Annotated in this window: 1 protein-coding gene and 1 pseudogene; both read left to right on the top strand. The window is 70.0% G+C overall.

Features of this window, described 5'->3' with window-relative positions; all coding sequences use genetic code 11:
* Positions 1–116: 116 nt before the first annotated feature.
* Positions 117–12,431: pseudogene (locus tag ACFWUP_RS14120) on the top strand (amino acid adenylation domain-containing protein); the annotation flags it as partial.
* Between the two features lie 186 nt (positions 12,432–12,617).
* Entirely contained in the window at positions 12,618–20,108 is a 7,491-nt protein-coding gene (locus tag ACFWUP_RS14125) for an amino acid adenylation domain-containing protein (RefSeq protein WP_379234165.1), read from the top strand.
* Positions 20,109–20,110: the final 2 nt, after the last annotated feature.

Consider the following 20,110-nt stretch of genomic DNA (forward strand, 5'->3'; position numbering starts at 1 on the left):
CGATTCGCGCACCTCGACCGTGTCATCGGCACTGCCGGCGTTATCGGGATTCTCGAGGGAACACAAGCATGACTCGTCCGGCCAGGCAGCGCCCGACTCGCACTCGGCGGGCCCACGTCGTGACCCTCCCGCAGCTCATGTCAGCCGCGGTCGAGGCCAACTCGGGCGGCACCGCGGTGGTGTTCGCCGACGGCACCGCCACCGTGGCGAGCCTCGGTTACGCCGAACTCGACGAGCGCTCGACGCGGCTGGCCCGGTATCTGATCGACCTGGGCGTCGGCCCGGAGAGCCTGGTCGCGGTCGGAATTCCGCGGTCGATCGAGTCGGTACTCGCTGTCTGGGCGGTGGCCAAGACCGGCGCGGGGTTCGTCCCCGTCGACCCGAACTACCCCGCCGACCGCGTCGCGCACATGGTCACCGACTCCGGTGCGGTGCTCGGCCTCACCGTCGAGGCGGTACACGCCGACCTCCCCCTGGCCGTGCAGTGGCTGGTGCTCGACAACCCGGAATTCGCGGCACAGCTCGCCGAGTACCCGATCGAGACCATCACCGGCGCCGAGCGGACCCGCCCGATCCGCGCCGAGCACCCGGCCTACGTCATCTACACCTCGGGATCCACCGGCACCCCGAAGGGTGTGGTGGTCACCCAGGCCGGGCTGGCCGGATTCTGCGAAGAACAGCGCGAGCGCTACATGCTCACCCCGCAGGCGCGGACCCTGCACTTCGCTTCGCCCTCGTTCGACGCCTCGGTGCTCGAATTGCTGCTCGCCCTCGGCGGCGGCGCGACCATGGTCGTCGTCTCGCCCGAGGTCCTCGGCGGCGACGAACTGGTAGCGCTGCTGCGCCGGGAACGGGTGACGCACGGCTTCATCACCCCCGCCGTGCTCGCCTCGATCGACCCGGCCGACCTCGACGATTTCCGGGTCGTGGTCGCGGGTGGCGAGGCCTGCCCACCGGAGTTGGTGCGGCGCTGGGCTATTGACGGCCGCGAGTTCTTCAACGGCTACGGGCCCACCGAGACCACGATCATGACCAACATCAGTGACCCGCTGGTCGCCGGTGAACGGGTCACCATCGGCGCGCCGACCCGCGGTATCACCGAATTCGTTCTCGACGAACGACTTTCGGCGGTGCCGGACGGTGTGATGGGCGAGCTCTACATCACTGGTGCCCAGCTGGCGCGCGGGTACCACGATCGGTCCGGCCTCACCGCTTCCCGCTTCGTGGCGAACCCGTTCGACAGCTCGGGTTCACGGCTGTACCGCACCGGCGACCTGGTTCGTCGGCTCGCGACCGGCGAGCTGGAATACCTGGGGCGCAACGACTTCCAGGTCAAGATCCGTGGTTTCCGGATCGAACTCGGCGAGATCGACGCGGTGCTCGCCGCGCATGAACCAGTCGACTTCGCGGTCACCGTCGGCCACACCCTCGACACCGGCGCGACCATGCTCGCGGCCTACGTGCACGCCGCCACCGGCGCGCAGATCGACGTCGACGAACTCACCGCGCACGCCGCGCGCAGCCTGCCCGCGCACATGGTGCCGCAGTCGATCACCGTCCTCGACCGGGTGCCGCTGACCCCCGTCGGCAAGCTGGATCGCGCGGCACTGCCCGCACCGCAGTTGCGGCTCAAGGAGTTTCGCGCGCCGGAGGGCCGATTCGAGAAGCTGGTCGCGACGGTCTACGCCGAACTGCTCGAACCCACCGACCCGATCGGCGCCGACGACGACTTCTTCGAACTCGGTGGCAACTCGCTGGTCGCCACCAGGGTCGCGGCACGTCTCGGTGCCGAGATCGCCGCGCGGGTGCCCGCCCGGCTGCTGTTCACCGCGACGACCGTGGCCGAACTCGCGGCCGCGCTCGCCCCGCTGGCCGACCAGGACACGCCTCGACTGCCGTTGGCGCCGATGCCGCGTCCCGACTACATCCCACTGTCGCTGGCTCAGCAGCGCATGTGGTTCCTCTCTCAGTTCGACGCCGCCTCGGCGGCCAACAACATCCCGTTCGCGCTGCGGCTGACGGGCCCCCTCGACGTGGCGGCCCTGCGCGCGGCGTTCGCCGACCTGGTCGAACGACACGAGTCGCTGCGCACCGTCTACCCGGTGTTCGATGCGGGCACCACCGTCGACGCCGACCACCCCGCCGACGGCAGTGGCTACCAGCTGATCCTGACCGCTGAACAGGCTGTGCCGCAACTGCATTCGCAGCCGATGACCGCCGACGAGGTCCCCGGATGGTTGGCCGGATTGGCCTCCACCGGGTTCGATGTGGCGGCGCAGGTTCCGCTGCGGGTGGGCCTGGCCGAGCTCGGTCCAGAAGAGCACGTCCTCGCAGTCGTGGCCCACCACATCACCGCCGACGGCGCCTCGATCGGGCCGTTCGTGCGTGACCTGCTCACCGCCTTCCTCGCCCGGCGCGTCGGCGCGACACCGGTTTTCGCTCCGCTGGCCGTGCAGTACGCCGACTACACGCTGTGGCAGCGCGCGATGCTCGGCACCGAGCACGATCCTCGATCCTTGGCCACGGCCCAGATCCGGTACTGGCGTGACGCTCTCGCCGGCGTACCGGATCGGCTCGATCTTCCCGCTGATCGGCCACGTCCGACCGTCGCCTCCGGGCGGGGCGCGGTGTTCTTCTTCGACCTCGATCCCGCGCTGCAGGCCCGGATCGACCAACTCGCCCACGCGGGTGGTGCGTCACCGTTCATGGTGGTACACAGCGCATTCGCCGCACTGCTCGCCCGGCTGGCAGGCCAGGACGACATCGTCATCGGTTCACCGGTCGCTGGTCGCGGCGAGGCGGCACTCGACGATCTGGTCGGCATGTTCGTCAACACCCTGGTGCTGCGGACCAGGATCGATCCGGCGGCCTCGTTCACCGAACTCCTCGAACAGGTGAAAGAGACCGACCTGGCGGCGTTCTCGCACGCCGAGCTGCCGTTCGAGCGGCTCGTCGAGGTGCTCGACCCGGTGCGCACGCAGGCGCATCACCCGCTGTTCCAGGTCGCGCTGTTCTTCAACAACTTCGACACACCCCAGGTCGAACTGCCGGGACTGACCGCAGAGGCGGTCGAACTCGACGGTGCGGTAGCGAAATTCGATCTGCAGCTGTCGATCACGCCGAAGGGTGCGGGCAACGACGGCCTGACCGCCACCTTCACCTACGCCACCGAGCTGTTCGACGAAGCCACCGTCGCCGTGTTCGCCGAACGGCTGGTGCGGTTGCTGGAATCGGTGACCACCGCCCCCGATGCGGCCATCGGTACCGTCGAACTGCTCGGCGAGCCTGAGCGGGAACGAATCCTGCACGGCTGGAACGACACTCGTCGGATGCTGGCGCCGGAACTGCTTCTCGACGGCTACCGCCGCGCAGTCCTCGCCCATCCCGACGCGATCGCGGTGCACTACGAAGGCGCCGAGCTCGCCCACCCGTCGCCCGACCACCGCCCCTCATCGACTCGCTCCGCGAGCCTGACTTATCGCGAGTTCGATCAGCGGGTCAACCGCCTGGCGCGCTTGCTCATCGAGCGCGGGGTCGGCGCGGAATCCCTTGTCGGCCTGGCGGTTCGGCGCTCACTCGACCTGGTCGTCGGCATGTACGCCATCATCACCGCGGGTGGCGCCTACGTGCCGCTCGATCCCGATCATCCGGCCGAACGCATCGCCCACATCCTCGACACCGCCCAGCCCACCTGCGTGCTCTCCACCAGCACGGACGCGGTGACCATGCCCGCGGGAACCGAACTGGTGCTGCTGGATTCGGTCGAGCTGAGCGGATACGCCGACACCGAAGTCCGCCCGGCCGAACTGCGGCGCCCGGTGCGACCGGAGAACCCCGCGTACGTCATCTTCACCTCCGGCTCCACCGGCCGCCCCAAGGGTGTGGCCGTCTCACACGCCGCCATCCACAACCAGACCGCGTGGATGCTGGCCGAATACCCACTCGGCCCCGACGACGTGTACCTGCAGAAGACCGCCACCACCTTCGACGTGTCGCTGTGGGGCTATTTCATGCCGCTGCGCACCGGCGCGAAGCTGGTGGTCGCCACCCACGACGGGCACCGTGATCCGGCCTATGTCGCCGACATGGTTGCCCGGCACGGGGTTACGGTCACCGACTTCGTGCCCTCGATGCTCACCGTCTTCGCCACCCACACCGCACCCGGCCTGCTCGACAGCCTGCGCGAGGTGTTCGTCATCGGTGAGGCATTGCCGCCGGAGACCGTCGCCGCGTTCGCCGAGGTGTCGGCCGCGCGGGTGCACAACCTCTACGGGCCCACCGAGGCCGCGGTCTCGGTGACCTACTGGCAGGCCCGTGGCGACGAGCGCGGCTCGGTGCCGATCGGTCTGCCGGAGTGGAATGTCGAGGTCTATGTGCTGGACGGGCGGTTGCGTCCGGTTCCCGCCGGGGTGCCCGGTGAGCTGTATCTGGCAGGCGACCAGTTGGCCCGGGGCTATGTGCGCCGCCCCGATCTGACCTCGGATCGGTTCGTGGCCAGCCCGTTCGGCGACGGTGCGCGGATGTATCGCACCGGCGACCTCGTGCTGTGGCGGGCGGGCGTCGGCGAGCTGCCCGCGCGGCTCGACTACATCGGCCGCACCGACTTCCAGGTGAAGTTCCGTGGCCAGCGCATCGAACTCGGCGAGATCGAAACCGCGCTACTGGCACAGCCTTCCGTGAGTCAGGTCGTCGCGTTGGTGATGGGTTCGGCGCTGGGTGATCAGCTGGTGGCCTACGCCGTACCCACTCCGGGCCACGAGATCGAGCCCGACGTGTTGCGGGCTGCGATCACCGAAGTGCTTCCGGCATACATGATTCCGTCGGTCATCGTGGCACTGGAAGCGTTCCCGCTGAACCCCAGCGGCAAGCTCGACCGAAAAGCCTTGCCGGAACCGGTGTTCGGGGCGGGTGAGTTCCGTGCGCCGTCCACGCCGGTCGAGGAGATCGTGGCCAGTGTGTTCGCCGAGGTGCTCGGGATCGAGCGGGTCGGCGCCGACGACGACTTCTTCGCCCTCGGCGGCAACTCCCTGGTGGCCACCCAGGTGGTGGCCCGCCTCGGCGCCGCCCTCGGCGACCGGGTGCCGGTGCGCGCACTGTTCGAGACACCCACCGTCACCGCGCTGGCCGCGGCGATCGGGACCGGACGACGCGACGGTCCGGTCGTGAAGCTGGGCAGTATCGAACGCCCGCAACAACTTCCGCTGTCGCTGGCGCAGCAGCGCATGTGGTTCCTCAACCGCTTCGAAGACGGTGGCGACGGCGCGGTGAGCTCGGGCTCGGCGGCTTACAACCTGCCGTTCGCGCTGCGGCTCACCGGCGACCTCGACATCGCGGCGCTCAGCGCTGCCTTCGACGATGTGGTGGCCAGGCACGAAGTACTGCGCACCGTGTACCCCGAAACTGCGGCGGGGCCCAGCCAGGTGGTGCTGCCGGTCGGCCCGCCGACCGGGCTGACGGCCACTCCGGTGGCGGCCGACCAGGTCGCCGCCGAGGTGTACGCGCTGGCGATGATGCCGTTCGACGTCACCCACGATGTGCCGATCCGCGTTCGGCTGTTCGCGGTCGAAGAAGGCGCCGATGAGTTCGTGCTGGCCGTGGTGGCCCACCACATCGCCGCCGACGGCTCCTCGATGGGCCCCCTCGTACGCGACATCATGACCGCCTACGCCGCCCGCGCCACCGGCGGCGAACCCGGCTGGGCGCCCCTGTCCGTGCAGTACGCCGACTACGCGCTGTGGCAGCGCGCGGTACTCGGCGACGAGAACACCGCCGACTCGGTCGCCGCCCGCCAGCTCGACTACTGGCGCACCGAACTCGCCGACCTGCCCGACCTGCTCGAACTGCCCGCCGACCGCCCGCGCCCGGCCGTGGCCTCGCTGGTCGGTGCCCGCCGCACCGTCGACATCAGCCCGGCGGTCCACGCCGGGTTGGTGAAGCTGGCCCGCGAACACAACGCGACCCTGTTCATGGTGGTGCACACCGCCTTCGCCGTGCTCATGGCCCGGCTGTCGGGCTCGACCGACATCGCCATCGGCACCCCGGTGGCCGGGCGCGGTGAGCGCGAACTCGACGACCTGATCGGCATGTTCGTCAACACGGTCGTCTTCCGCACCCGCCTGCACGGCGGCGAGACCTTCACCGACCTCCTCGCTGCCCAGCGCGAAACCGACCTGGCCGCCTTCTCCCACGCCGACATCCCGTTCGAGCGGCTTGTCGAGGCACTGAGTCCGCCGCGCACCACCGCCCACCACCCGCTGTTCCAGGTGGGCCTGTCCTTCCAGAACATGGCGCGCAGCGCACTGGAGCTGCCGGGCCTGACGGTGGCGCCGGTGAACGCGGAAACCGATGTCTCCCAGTTCGATCTGCACCTGATCGTCTCCGACAGCTACGACGAAACCGGCGCGCCCACGGGCATCGGCGGTTTCCTCACCTACGCCACCGAGCTGTTCGACGAAGCGACCGTGGTCGATTTCCTCGCCCGGCTCGACCGCCTGCTCACCGCGGTCGTCGCCGACGCCTCTGCGGTGGTCGGCGATATCGAACTCCTCGCACCGGCCGAACGCACCCAGATCCTCGACACCCGCAACGCCACCACCAGCCCGGTGGACATCGAGGCCACTCTGGTCTCGCTGCTCGACGCGACCGTGGCCGCCAACCCGACGGCGACCGCGCTGGTCGCTGACGATGGCGCCCAGCTTGCTCTCCCCACATCGACCAGCTCCGCGAACCTCGTCCCTCTGTCGGCCGACCACCAGCCCTCATCGACGGCCCTGACCTACGGCGAACTCGATGCGAAAGTGAATCGCCTTGCGCGGCACCTCCTCTCGCTCGGTGTGGGCCCGGAGTCGCGGGTCGCGTTGGCGATGCGTCGCTCGGTGGATCTGGTTGTCGCGATGTACGCGGTCGCCAAGTCCGGTGGTGCGTATGTGCCGGTCGATCCCGATCAGGCGGCGGAGCGCACCGACTACATCCTCGAGACGGCGGCACCGGTCTGCGTGCTGACCAATGCCGAGTTCACCACCGATGTCGCCCCTGTGGTGCGCATCGACGCACTCGAACTCGAAGCTTTCAGTGCCGCACCGGTTTACGACATCGAGCGTACGAAGCCGCTGCGTTCGGAGAACACCGCGTACGTGATCTTCACGTCCGGCTCCACCGGTCGTCCGAAGGGTGTGGCGGTTCCGCACGCCGCCGTGGTCAACCAGTTGCTGTGGAAGACAGCGGAATTCGGCCTCGGCCCCGACGACGCGGTCCTGCTCAAGACCGCCGCCACCTTCGACCTCTCGGTCTGGGAATTCTGGTCGGCCGCAGTCTCGGGTGGACGACTCGTCATCGCGGACCCGGACGGCCATCGCGACCCCGCCTACCTCGACGCCCTCATGGCCCGCGAGCATGTCACCACCCTGCACGCCGTCCCCTCCATGCTCGACGCCCTGCTCACCACCGACGCCGCCGGACTCGCCGGCCTGCGCCGGGTACTCGCCATCGGCGAAGCACTACCCGCCGCCGTGGCACAACGCCTGCGCACACGCTGCCCCGAGGTGGCGCTGTACAACCTCTACGGTCCCACCGAAGCCGCGGTATCGATCACCTCGCACCTGGTCACCGCCGCCGACCAGGGCTCGGTCTCCATCGGCACCCCCGAGTGGAACAGCCGCGTCTACGTGCTGGATTCGCGCCTGAACCCCGTCCCCGACGGCGTCTCCGGCGAGCTGTACCTGTCCGGCGCCCAACTGGCCAGGGGCTACCACGCCCTCCCCGCCATGACCGCCGACCGCTTCGTCGCCGACCCCTTCGGCCCCGCAGGCGCACGGATGTACCGCACCGGCGACCTCGTCGCCTGGCAGGACGGCGAACTCGACTACCGAGGCCGCACCGATTTCCAGGTGAAGATCCGCGGCTTCCGCATCGAACTCGGCGAGATCGAAGCCGCCCTGCTCGCCCTGCCCGAAATCGCCCAGGCCGTGGTGCTCGCGAAGTCCGACCCGCTGACCGGTGACCGCCTGGTCGCTTACTTGGTCGGTGCGAACATCGATGTGGCACAGGTCAAGTCGACACTGTCGGCTGGTCTGCCGTCCTACATGGTGCCCGCCGCGTTCGTCGTCATGGACGCACTGCCGTTGAACGTCAACGGCAAGCTCGATCGAAAGGCATTGCCGGAGCCGGAATTCGAGACCACGGCCTTCCGCGCCCCGTCGACCCCGATCGAGGAGATCGTCGCCGGTGTCTTCGCCGACGTCCTCGGTGCCGAGCGCGTCGGCATCGACGACGATTTCTTCGGACTCGGCGGCAACTCCCTCCTGGCCACCCAGGTCGCGGCCCGCCTCGGCGCCGCCTTCGACGCCAGGGTGCCGGTGCGCGCGCTGTTCGAGGCGAGTACGGTCGGCGCGCTCGCGGTGAAGGTCGAGCAGTACGCGGGTGCGGGCGGTCGGGTCGCGCTCACCCCGCGAGCACGACCGCAGCAGATTCCGCTCTCGCCCGCGCAGCAGCGGATGTGGCTGGTCAACCAGTTCGACACCTCCCTTTCCGCGTACAACATCCCGGTCGCCGTGCGGCTGTCCGGCGACCTCGACGTGGCGGCCTTGGCGCTGGCACTGCGCGATGTGATCGAACGGCACGAGGTGCTCCGCACGGTGTACCCGGCGGTGTCGGGCGCCGCGGCGCAGGTGATCGTGTCCGCGGACCAGGCGGCGCCGGACCTGGCTCCCGAGCCGGTGACCTTCGCCGAACTGCCCGACCGGATCGGCGAGATCGTCGGCGCGGGCTTCGACGTCACCACCGCGGTGCCGGTGCGCGCGGCGCTGCTGCGCGTCGTCGACAGCGAGACCACCGACCACGTCCTGGTTTTCGTCGCCCACCACATCGCCGCCGACGGCTGGTCGATGGGCCCGCTGACCAGGGACGTCATGGTGGCCTATGCCGCCCGCGCCGCCGGTGTGGCGCCCGGCTGGGCGCCGCTGCCGGTGCAGTACGCCGACTTCAGCCTCTGGCAACGCGAAGTCCTCGGCACCGAGAACGACGCCGACAGCCTGCTCGCCGCGCAGGCCGGATACTGGCAGCGCACGCTGGCCGGGCTCCCCGACGAGCTGAACCTGCCCGCCGATCGACCGCGGCCCGCCGTCCAGTCGTTCCGCGGCGGCAAGGTGGTGTTCGAGGTCGACGCCGAACTCACCGCCGGACTGCGTGGGCTCGCCCGACGCGAGAACTCGACGCTGTTCATGGTGATGCACACCGCGCTGGCGGTGCTGTTGGCCCGACTGTCGGGCACCACCGATATCGCCGTCGGTACGCCGATCGCGGGTCGTGGTGAGGCCGAACTCGACGATCTGGTCGGCATGTTCGTCAACACGTTGGTGCTGCGCACCGAGGTGGACCGGGCCGCGACGTTCACCGACCTGCTCGCCCGCGTCAAGCAGACCGATCTGCAGGCGTTCGCGCACGCGGACCTGCCGTTCGAACGACTCGTCGAAATGGTCGCGCCCGCCCGCTCGACCGCGCGCAACCCGCTGTTCCAGGTGGCGCTGGCCTTGCAGAACCTGCCCGAGAGCAGCTTCGAAATGCCCGGCCTGCGGGTGTCCGGTGTCGAATTCGATGTCGAGACAGCCAAATTCGATCTGTCGCTGACCATGCGTGAACTCGGCGACGACGGCATGTACGCCGAATTCGGTTTCGCCCGTGACCTTTTCGACGACGCGACGGTCGAGGTATTCGCCCGGCGTTTCGTGCGACTGCTGCGCGCGTTCGTTGCCGCGCCCGGTACGGCGGTGGCGGATCTGGAACTGCTCTCGCCGCGCGAGTACGACGTCCTCACCCAGATCCGTGGCGACGCAGTGTCATCGGGTGGCCTGCTCCCCGAACTGCTCACCGCCGGTACCCGCTTCGGCCGGAAACGGGTGGCGGTGCGCTATCGCGGCCGGTCGATCAGCTACGGCGAACTCGACGATCGCTCCAACCAGCTCGCCCGGCTGCTCATCGCCCACGGTGTCGGCCCGGAACAGCTGGTGGCACTGGCCTTCCCGCGCTCCTACGACATGGTGCTGGCCGCGCTCGCGGTGAGCAAAGCCGGCGGTGCGCACGTGCCGGTCGACCCGTCCTATCCCGCCGACCGGGTGCGCCACATGCTCACCGATTCGGCTGCGGTACTCGGCGTCACCAGCAGCGAGCACGCGGGTCGAGTGCCCGGCGACGCGCACTGGCTGGCACTGGACAACCCGGCGACCCAGGCCGACATCGACACCTACAGCGCCGACCCGATCACCGACCTCGACCGGGTATCCCCGTTGCGCATGCACCACCCGGCCTACGTCATCTACACCTCGGGCTCGACCGGTCTGCCCAAGGGCGTCACTGTGACGCATCAGGGCGTGGCCATGCTCGCCGACTGCGCCGCGGATCAGCATCAACTCCGTACGGATCACCGCTTCGCCCATATCTGCTCGCCCAGCTTCGACCCCTCGGTGCTGGAATGGGTCAGCGCCCTGTATACCGGTGCGACGCTGGTGATCCCGCCCGCCGAGATCATCGGTGGCGAAGACATGGCCCAGCTGCTGCGGTCCGAGCAGGTCACCCACGCGATCTTCACACCTGCTGTGCTCGGCACCCTCGATCCGCGCGGGCTCGACCACCTCGAAGCCGTGATGGTCGGCGGCGACATCACCGGGCCGGAACTGGTGGCGAAATGGGGGCAGGGGCGCCGCTACATCAATGCGTACGGCCCCACCGAGGCGACCGTCATCAGCTCCGCGGCCCACCTGCTGCCCGGTCGGCAGATCACCATCGGCACCCCGGTCAACGGCTCGTCGCTGCTGGTGCTCGACGAGCGGCTGCGGCCGGTGCCGCCTGGTGTGGCCGGTGAGCTGTACCTGGCCGGTGCCGGGCTCGCGCGCGGTTACCGCAACCGTCCCGGTTTGTCGGCGGAACGGTTCGTGGCCAATCCGTTCGGCGCACCGGGCTCGCGGCTCTACCGCACCGGCGACATCGTGCGCTGGTTCGCCGCACCGGATCAGCGGGCGGGCAACGATGCGGGGGAAGCGACCGCGCACTGGGCAGTGGAGTACGTGGGCCGCAGCGACTTCCAGGTGAAGATCCGTGGCTTCCGCATCGAACTCGGCGAGATCGACGCGGTACTCGGCACGCACCCCGCGGTGGAGTTCGTGACCACCCTCGGTGTCGAAACTACCCCCGGGACAACAGCATTGGTGTCCTACGTGCGGGCGGTGACGGGGCAGATCATCATCCCCGCCGACCTCACGGCGTTCGCGGCGCGCACCCTGCCCGCGCACATGGTGCCCGCGGCGGTGGTGGTCCTCGACGAGGTGCCGCTGACCCCGGTCGGCAAGCTCGACCGAAAGGCGTTGCCCGCACCGGTGTTCGAACAGGCGGCGTTCCGTCCCGCGCGCACCCCGAACGAGATCGCCGTCGCGCAGGCGTTCGCCACCGTGCTCGGACTCGACGAGGTCGGTCTCGACGACGACTTCTTCGCACTCGGCGGAAACTCGCTGCTGGCCACCCAGGTCGTCGCCCGGCTGCGGGAGACGGCGGGGGCCGACCTCACCGTCGCCTCGTTCTTCAGTTCCTCCACGGTCGCCCAGCTGGCCGAGCGGCTGACGGCCGGCGGTACCGGCAAGTCCGACCTCGCGTCCGCCCTCGGCGTGCTGCTGCCCATCCGCCAGGAGGGGACACTGCCGCCGCTGATCTGCCTGCACCCGATGTCCGGGCTGGCCTGGGTGTATTCGGTTCTGGCCGAACATCTTCCGGCAGGCCGACCGATTCTGGGTATCCAGTCGCCGGCGCTGACCGAGCCGGATTTCCGGCCCGCCACCGCACGCGAACTGGTCGAGCGGTACGTGGCCGAGGTTCGCGCCGCGCAGCCGCACGGGCCGTACCACCTGCTCGGCTGGTCGCTCGGCGGCACTCTCGCCCAGGCGATCGCCATCGAGCTGCGGGCCGCGGGCGAGGACGTGAACCTGGTGGCGATGCTGGACAGCGTGCCCGACGCGGACCCGAACGAATTCCGTGCCGAACTGCGCCAGGCCTTCGTCGACATGGGTATCCCCGACGAACAGCTGCCGTCGGCCGATCGTCTGCACGAACTCGACGACGCGGCGATGGGCGCGCTGTCGGCCCTGCTGGCCGGGGATTCGCCGCTGACCGCCGAGCAGTTCGCCGGGATATACCGTGGTGCGCTGCACCTGGTGGAGGTGTCGGCCACGCTGGAACCGGCCGTGTGGGAGGGCGATCTCACCTACTTCACCGCGATGGTCGACACCGAGGGCGTTCGCCCGCACGGCGGAGCCTCGCTGTGGCGGCGCCGGGTCGCCGGCGCGATCACCGATCATCCGGTGGCCGTGACGCATCAGGGCATGACTTCACCCGAGGCGGTGGCGACGATCGCGCCGATCCTCACGGGTCTGCTGGACGCTTCGGGATAGCTGTGCGGTGGCGCCGCGGACAGGCATTGCGATACCTGTCCGTAATGCGCTCCATGGGCACTACGATTCCGAATCGATAGAGTGGGTGTGTCATGGCGCACACCCCGGCGACGGTCGGCAGTGGCAGTGTAGGTGTGGCTATGCTGTGTCCGACTCGGCTGCCGGACGCGAGAGGTGTATTTGTCTGTGGAAACCCCCCGCCGTACGGACCGTGCCGGTCGCCGACGGGCGGTCGGCGCACCGTTGTTCGGTCAGCTGCTCACGGCCGCCGTGGAATCCGCAGCCGATTCGATCGCGCTTCGCTATAATCCGACGGGGGAGCCGGGCGCGCAACGGCAGCTCAGCTATCGCGAGCTCGACGAGCAATCCTCGCGCCTGGCACGGGAACTCATCGACCGTGGCATGGGCGCGGGCGATGTCGTCGCGATCGCGATCGCGCGTTCGATCGAATCCGTGCTCGCGGTCTGGGCCGTCGCCAAGGCGGGCGCCGCGTTCGTGCCGGTGGACCCGGCCTACCCGGCCGACCGGATCGCCCACATCGTCGCCGATTCCGGCGCGAGCATCGGCCTGACCACCGCCGCGCACCGCGCCCGCCTCGGCACCACCGCGTACTGGATCGAACTCGACGATCCCGTTGTCGCCGAGCGCATCGCCGTGCGACCGGGGCATACGGTCAGCTACGCCGACCGGGTCCGCCCGATCGACGAGGACCACCCCGCCTACGTCATCTACACCTCCGGCTCCACCGGCAAGCCCAAGGGCGTCGTCGTGACGCACGCCGGGCTGGCAACGCTGGTCGCCGCCGAGCGCGAACACTTCGGTGTGGAACCGGATTCGCGGGTGCTGCATGTTTGCTCGCCGAACTTCGATGTGTCGGTGCTCGAGCTGCTGTTGCCGTTCGGGGTCGGTGCGACGCTGGTGATCTCGCCGCCTCGGGTGTTCGGCGGGCACGAACTGTCGGACCTGCTGCGCCGCGAGCGCGTGACCCATCTGCTGATCACCCCTGGCGCGCTCGAATCCGTCGACCCGGCCGAGCTGCCGGATCTGACGACCGTGGTCGTCGCGGGCGACCGGTTCGGTCCCGAGCTGGTCGGCCGCTGGGCCACCGACGGGCGGGCCTTCTACAACGGGTACGGGCCGACCGAGGCGACCATCCTCGCCACCAGTACCGCCGCGCTGGCGCCGCACGCGCCGATCACCATCGGCACCGCGGTTCCCGGCATGGGGCTGTACGTGCTCGACTCGCGGTTGCGGCCGGTGCCCGCCGGGGTCGTCGGTGAGCTGTACCTGTCCGGTCCCGCGCTCGCGCAGGGGTATCTGGGCAGGCCGGGGCTGACTTCGCAGCGTTTCGTCGCCTCGCCGTTCGGGCCGGGCAGGCTGTACCGCACCGGCGATCTGGTGCGCCGATACGACCCCGACGGCACGCTGGAATACCTGGGCCGCACCGACTTCCAGGTGAAGGTGCGCGGTTTCCGGATCGAGCTCGGCGAGATCGACAACGCGCTCACCGCGCATCCCGACCTCGACTACGCGGTGACCCTCGGCCGCGCGACGCCCTCGGGCGCGACCGCCCTCGTCGCCTATGTGCTGCCCCGCGTCGGCGCCACCGTCGACACCGGCGAGCTGGCGGAGTTCATCGCGCAATCCTTGCCCGCGTACATGATTCCGTCGGTGATCATGGTTCTCGACGAGCTCCCGCTGACTTCGGTCGGCAAGCTCGATCGGGCCGCGCTGCCGACGCCGGTGTTCGCCGTGCGCGGTTTCCGCGCGCCCGCCACCCCGGCCGAACAGGTGGTGGCCGATGTGTTCGCGGCGCTGTTGCTGCGCGACGGTGCCGGTCGGGTCGGCGCCGACGACGACTTCTTCGAGTTGGGTGGCGATTCGCTGCTCGCGGCCCAGGCCGTGGCCCGCATCGGTGCCGCGCTGGACGTGCGGGTGCCGGTGCAGACCGTCTTCGAGGCGCCGACCGTCGCCGCGCTGGCCAATCGCGCCGAACAGCAACGGCTTTCGGCGCACGCGCTGCCGCTCACGGCACGTCCTCGCCCCGAGCTGATCCCGCTGTCCTACGCCCAGCAGCGGATGTGGTTCCTCAACCGCTTCGATCCCACGTCGGCCGTGGACAACATCCCCGTCGCGGTGCGCCTGTCCGGTCGACTCGACCTGCCCGCCCTGCGCGGCGCGATCGCCGACCTGATCGCCCGCCACGAAGTGCTGCGCACGGTCTACCCGGCCGCCGGTGCCACCGAGGGCGCGGTGCTCGACGGTGCAGGGCACCAGGTGGTGCTGGCCGCGGGCGACCCCGCCGCGATGCCCGAGTTCGAGGTCGTGGAGGTGGCCGAGGACGAGGTGACCGAGGCGATCGGGGTCGCCGCGCTGACCGGCTTCGATGTCACCGCCGGGCCGCCGGTGCGGGTGCGGGTGCTCGCGGTCTCCGAGACCGAGCACGTCGTGGTCTGCGTGGTGCACCACATCGCCGCCGACGGTTTCTCCTTCGCGCCGCTGATCCGGGACCTGCTCACCGCCTACGCCGAGCGCCGCGGCGGTGGCGCGCCGCACTGGCCGCCGCTGCCGGTGCAGTACGTCGACTACACGCTGTGGCAGCGCGAACTGCTCGGCGAAGAGACCGACCCGGACTCGCTGCTGGCCGCGCAACTCGCCTTCTGGGAGGCGACTCTGTCCGGCCTGCCCGAACAGCTCGAACTGCCCACCGACCGGCCGCGCCCCGCCGTCTCGAGCCGGGCGGGCGGCACGCTGAGCATTCAGGTGCCCGCCTCGGTACACGCCGGTCTGTCCGCGCTGGCCCGGGTGCACAACGCCACCCTGTTCATGGTGGTGCACGCCGCGCTGGCCGTGCTGCTGGCCCGGCTCTCCGGCACCCGCGACATCGCGATCGGCACCCCGGTCGCCGGACGCGGCGAGCAGGCCCTCGACGACCTGATCGGCATGTTCGTCAACACCCTCGTCCTGCGCACCGAGGTGGATTCCGGGGTCGGCTTCACCGACCTGCTCACCGAGGTCCGCGCGCGCGACCTCGCGGCTTTCGGTCATGCGGATGTCCCGTTCGAACGACTCGTCGAACTGCTCGAGCCGGTTCGCTCGACCGCGCGGCACCCGCTGTTCCAGGTGATGTTGACCTTCCAGAACCTGGGCCGCGCCGATCTCGCGCTCCCCGGCCTGACCGTCTCCGACGCCGATTTCACGGTCCCGATGGCGAAGTTCGACCTGCAGGTGGAACTCGCCGAACACATCGGTGCCGACGGCGCACCGCAGGGCATGGTGGCCGATTTCGTCTATGCCACCGACCTTTTCGACCGTGGCACCGTCGCCGACTTCGCCGACCGCTGGACCAGGGTCCTCGCCGCGGTCGTCGCGAATCCGTCGCGGCCGGTCGGCGACATCGACCTGCTCGCCCCCGGCGAACGCGAATTCGTGCTGCGCGAAGGGACTTCGGCGGGTATTCCGGTGCCGGAGGTGACGCTCGCCGATCTGATCAGCGCCCAGGCCCAGCAGCGTCCCGATGCGATCGCGGTGCGGGCGGGGGAGCGGTCGGTGACCTTCGCCGACCTCATCGGCCGCGCCTCGGCACTGGCGCGTGCGCTCATCGCGCAGGGTGCGGGCCCGGAAACGCTGGTGGCCGTTGCCGTTCCGCGCACGGAGGAACTGCCGGTCGCTTTACTGGCCGTGCTGCTGTCGGGCGCGGGATATCTCCCGATCGATTCCGGATACCCCATGCAGCGCCTGGAATACGTGCTCTCCGACGCGAAACCCACTGTGCTGCTGTCCACCTCGGCCGAGCGCGACCTGCTCGGGGCGCCCGCCGCGGGCGATCCGCTGTCGACGGTGCCGTTGGGAACCTCGCTGGCGAACCTGCCGGTGGTCCTGCTCGACGACGAACTCGCCTTCACCACGGCGCCGCTGCGGTCCTCGGAACGCCGCGCCCCGTTGCGTCCCGATCACCTGGCCTACGTCATCTACACCTCGGGTTCCACCGGCCTGCCCAAGGGCGTCGGCGTGACCCATCGCAATGTGCTCGAACTGTTCGCCAACACCCAGCTGCTGTTCTCCTTCGACACCGACGACGTGTGGACGGTGTTCCACTCCTTCGCCTTCGACTTCTCCGTCTGGGAACTGTGGTGCGCGCTGGCAGGCGGGTCGTCGGTGGTCGTCGTCGACCACCTCACCTCCCGTTCGCCGCTGGAGTTCCGCGAACTGCTGGCCCGCGAACACGTGACCGTGCTGAGCCAGACCCCCACCGCCTTCGCCCAACTCGATGAAGCCGACCGTGCCGCCCAGGCGGCGGGCGCCGAAGCACTGCCGCTGCGCTACGTGATCTTCGGCGGCGAAGCCCTCGACCCGCGCAAGCTCGGCCGCTGGTACGACCGCTACGGGAACGGTGCAGGCGCACCGGAACTCATCAATATGTACGGCATCACCGAGACCACGGTGCACGTCTCGCATCAGCTGTTGACCTCGCGAGCGACCGACGAGGACAGTGACCAGACCGGCGAACTGCCCGGCAGCCTCATCGGGCGCGCGCTGCCCGGTCTGTCGGTGGTCGTGCTCGACGACCGGCTGCGGCCCGTTCCGTTCGGTGTCGCCGGTGAGCTCTACATCGCGGGCAATCAGGTCTCCCGTGGGTACCTGGGCAAGCCCGGTCTCACCGCTACCCGCTTCGTCGCCGACCCGTTCGGTGAGCCGGGTGCCCGCCGCTACCGGTCCGGCGATCTCGGCCGCTGGATCGGGTTGAGCGGCACCCCCACCCTCGAATACGGCGGCCGCGGCGACCAGCAGGTCCAGCTGCGCGGCTTCCGCGTCGAGCCGGGCGAGATCGAGGCCGCCCTGCTCCGGGTGCCCGGCGTCGGCCAGTCGGTGGTCATCGTGGCTGCCGACGAACACGCGGGCGACCGGCTGATCGCCTACGTCGTCCCGGCCACCGATAGTGCCGAGCCCGACACCGTGCCGAAACCCCCTGTCGGAGCACGCTTCGGACGTATCGACGCCGAAGACGCCCCGGACCCGCAGGCCGCCCCGACGCTCGACGCGGTGGCCGTGCGGGCCGCCGTCGGCGAATTCCTCACGGGCTACATGGTTCCCGACGCGGTGGTGGTGATCCCGGAGCTGCCGATGACCACCAACGGCAAGCTCGACCGGGCCCTGCTCCCGGCACCGGAGTTCACCGCCGCCACCACCTTCCGCGCACCGAGCACCCCCATCGAACTCAGTGTCGCCGAGGTCTTCGCGGCCCTGCTCGGTGTGCCCGAGATCGGCCTCGACGACAACTTCTTCGATCGTGGCGGCAATTCGCTGCTGGCCACCAGGGCCATCGCCCGCATCGATCAGGCGCTCAGCACCGACCTGGTGGTGCGTGACCTGTTCGAGGCGCCGACGGTCGGCTCGCTCGCCGCGCGCGTGCGACCCGGTTCGGTGGCCGCGCCGCGTCCGCCGCTCACCCCGGCGCAGGAGCGCGGCGTCATCCCGCTCTCGCCCGCGCAGCAGCGGATGTGGTTGCTCAACCGCATCGACCCCGACTCCCCGGCCTACAACATCCCGCTGGTGCTGCGGTTGCGCGGCACCCTCGACACCTCGGCGCTGCGCTACGCCGTCGCCGATGTGCTCGAACGCCACGAGGCGCTGCGCACCCGGTTCCCCGCCGACGGTCCGGAAGCTGTTCCCTACCAGGAGATCCTGCCCGTCAGTGCGGTGCTGCCGACCGGTCTGCCGGTCGAGGAGTGCGACGACCCGCGCGATCGGGTGATGCGGTTGCTCGCAGGCGGATTCGACGTCGCCGACCGAGTTCCCTTGCGCGCCGGGCTGTTCACAGTCCCCGGTGACGACCCGCTGGCGGAGGAAGAGTACGTGCTCGCCGTGGTGGTGCAGCACATCATCGCCGACGGCGCCTCCCTCGCCCCGCTGGCCCGCGACCTGGCGATCGCCTACCGGGCGCGGGTGGAAGGCCGCTCGCCCAGTTGGGCGCCACTGCCGGTGCAGTACGCCGACTACGCGCTGTGGCAGCGCGCGGTCCTCGGCTCCGAAGATGACGAGACCTCCACCGCCGCACGGCAATTGAACTACTGGCGCACGGCGCTGGCCGGACTGGCCGGCACCGTCGAACTGCCCTACGACCACCCCCGCCCACCGCACGCCTCGCTGCGCGGTGCGGAACTGCGCGCCACGCTGCCCGCCGAGATCCACGTCGGGCTGGCCGAGATCGCCCGCGCGCACAACGCGTCGCTGTTCATGGTCGTGCACGCGGTGCTGGCCGCGCTGCTCGCCCGGATCTCCGGCAGCACCGATATCGCGATCGGCACCCCGATCGCCGGGCGCGGCGAACCCGAACTCGACGATCTCGTCGGCATGTTCGTCAACACGCTCACCCTGCGCACCGCGGTCGACCCGCAGCGTGGCTTCGACGAATTGGTCGACACCGCGAGAGAAGTCGGCCTCGCCGCGTTCGCCAACGCCGACCTGCCGTTCGAGCGCATCGTCGAGGAGGTGGCACCCACCGGAACGACCTCGCACAACCCGCTGTTCCAGGTGGTGCTGTCGTTCCACAACACCGAGACACCCGCGCTGCGCCTGCCCGGCCTCACGATCGAGGCGATGGACCTCACCGCCCGCTCGGCCAAGGTAGACCTGCAGGTCAACGTGCAGCCGCAGCACACCGCGACCGGCGAACCCGATCAGCTCGGTGTCGTGATCACCTATGCCACCGACCTTTTCGAAGAACACACGATCGCGACGATCGTGCGCGGGCTCACCGAGATCGTCACCGCCGTGGCCGCCGACCCGGGAGTCCGCATCGGTGACATCGACCTGCGCGACGCCGACGAACGCGAACGGGCGCTGACCGCGGCCGCCTACGCGCCCGCACCGTCGGCCAACGGCGCCGCCCTCGCGCAGGAACTGGCCGCCGCCGTCGAGGAGGACCCCGACGCGCCCGCCATCGATCTGGGCGACGGCGACCTCACCTATCACCAGTTCGACGCCCGCTCTTCACAATTGGCGCGCTCGCTGATCGCGCGCGGTGCCGGGCCCGGCACCGGTGTCGCGGTGCGCCTCGACCGTGGCGTGCACGCGGCGATCGCCACCTGGGCCGTGCTCAAGGCGGGCGCCGCGGTGGTGCCGCTGATGTCGATGGACGGGTACGTGCCCGACCAGGTCGAGGTGAAACTGGGCCTGGCCTTCGACATCCTCGACCCGCCGGACGGCCTGGACTGGTACGACCTGTCCGACCCCGCGCTGGTGGCCGAGCTGGCCGCCGAATCGCCGCGCCCGATCGGCTACGCCCACCGCACCCGCGCCCTGCGTGGTGACGATGTGGCCTTCATCGGCGGCGGTCGTAGCCTCAGCTACGACGTCCTCGCCGGTGCGGCCGGGCGGGTGGTGCAGCAGGCCGGGCTCACCTACGAATCACGCACGAGAGCGGCCGGATGGCCGGATTCGGTGGCCGGTGTGCTGGAGATCGTCGCGGCGAGCATCGCGGGCGCGACGCTGGTGATGGCGCCCGACGACGGCACCGACGAGGTGAGCCATGTGTTCACCGAGTCGGCGGTGGCCGTCGCGGCGCCGGGTGCCGGTGCCGGCGCGACGATCGTCGCGCTCAGTGAGATGATCGGCAACGCCGGACAGTCGCAACAGCGTCACGCGGCAGTCGGGATGGACAGAACAGGTGGTTAGTG

This window comes from Nocardia sp. NPDC058658, from assembly GCF_042716665.1.
GTDB lineage: Bacteria > Actinomycetota > Actinomycetes > Mycobacteriales > Mycobacteriaceae > Nocardia.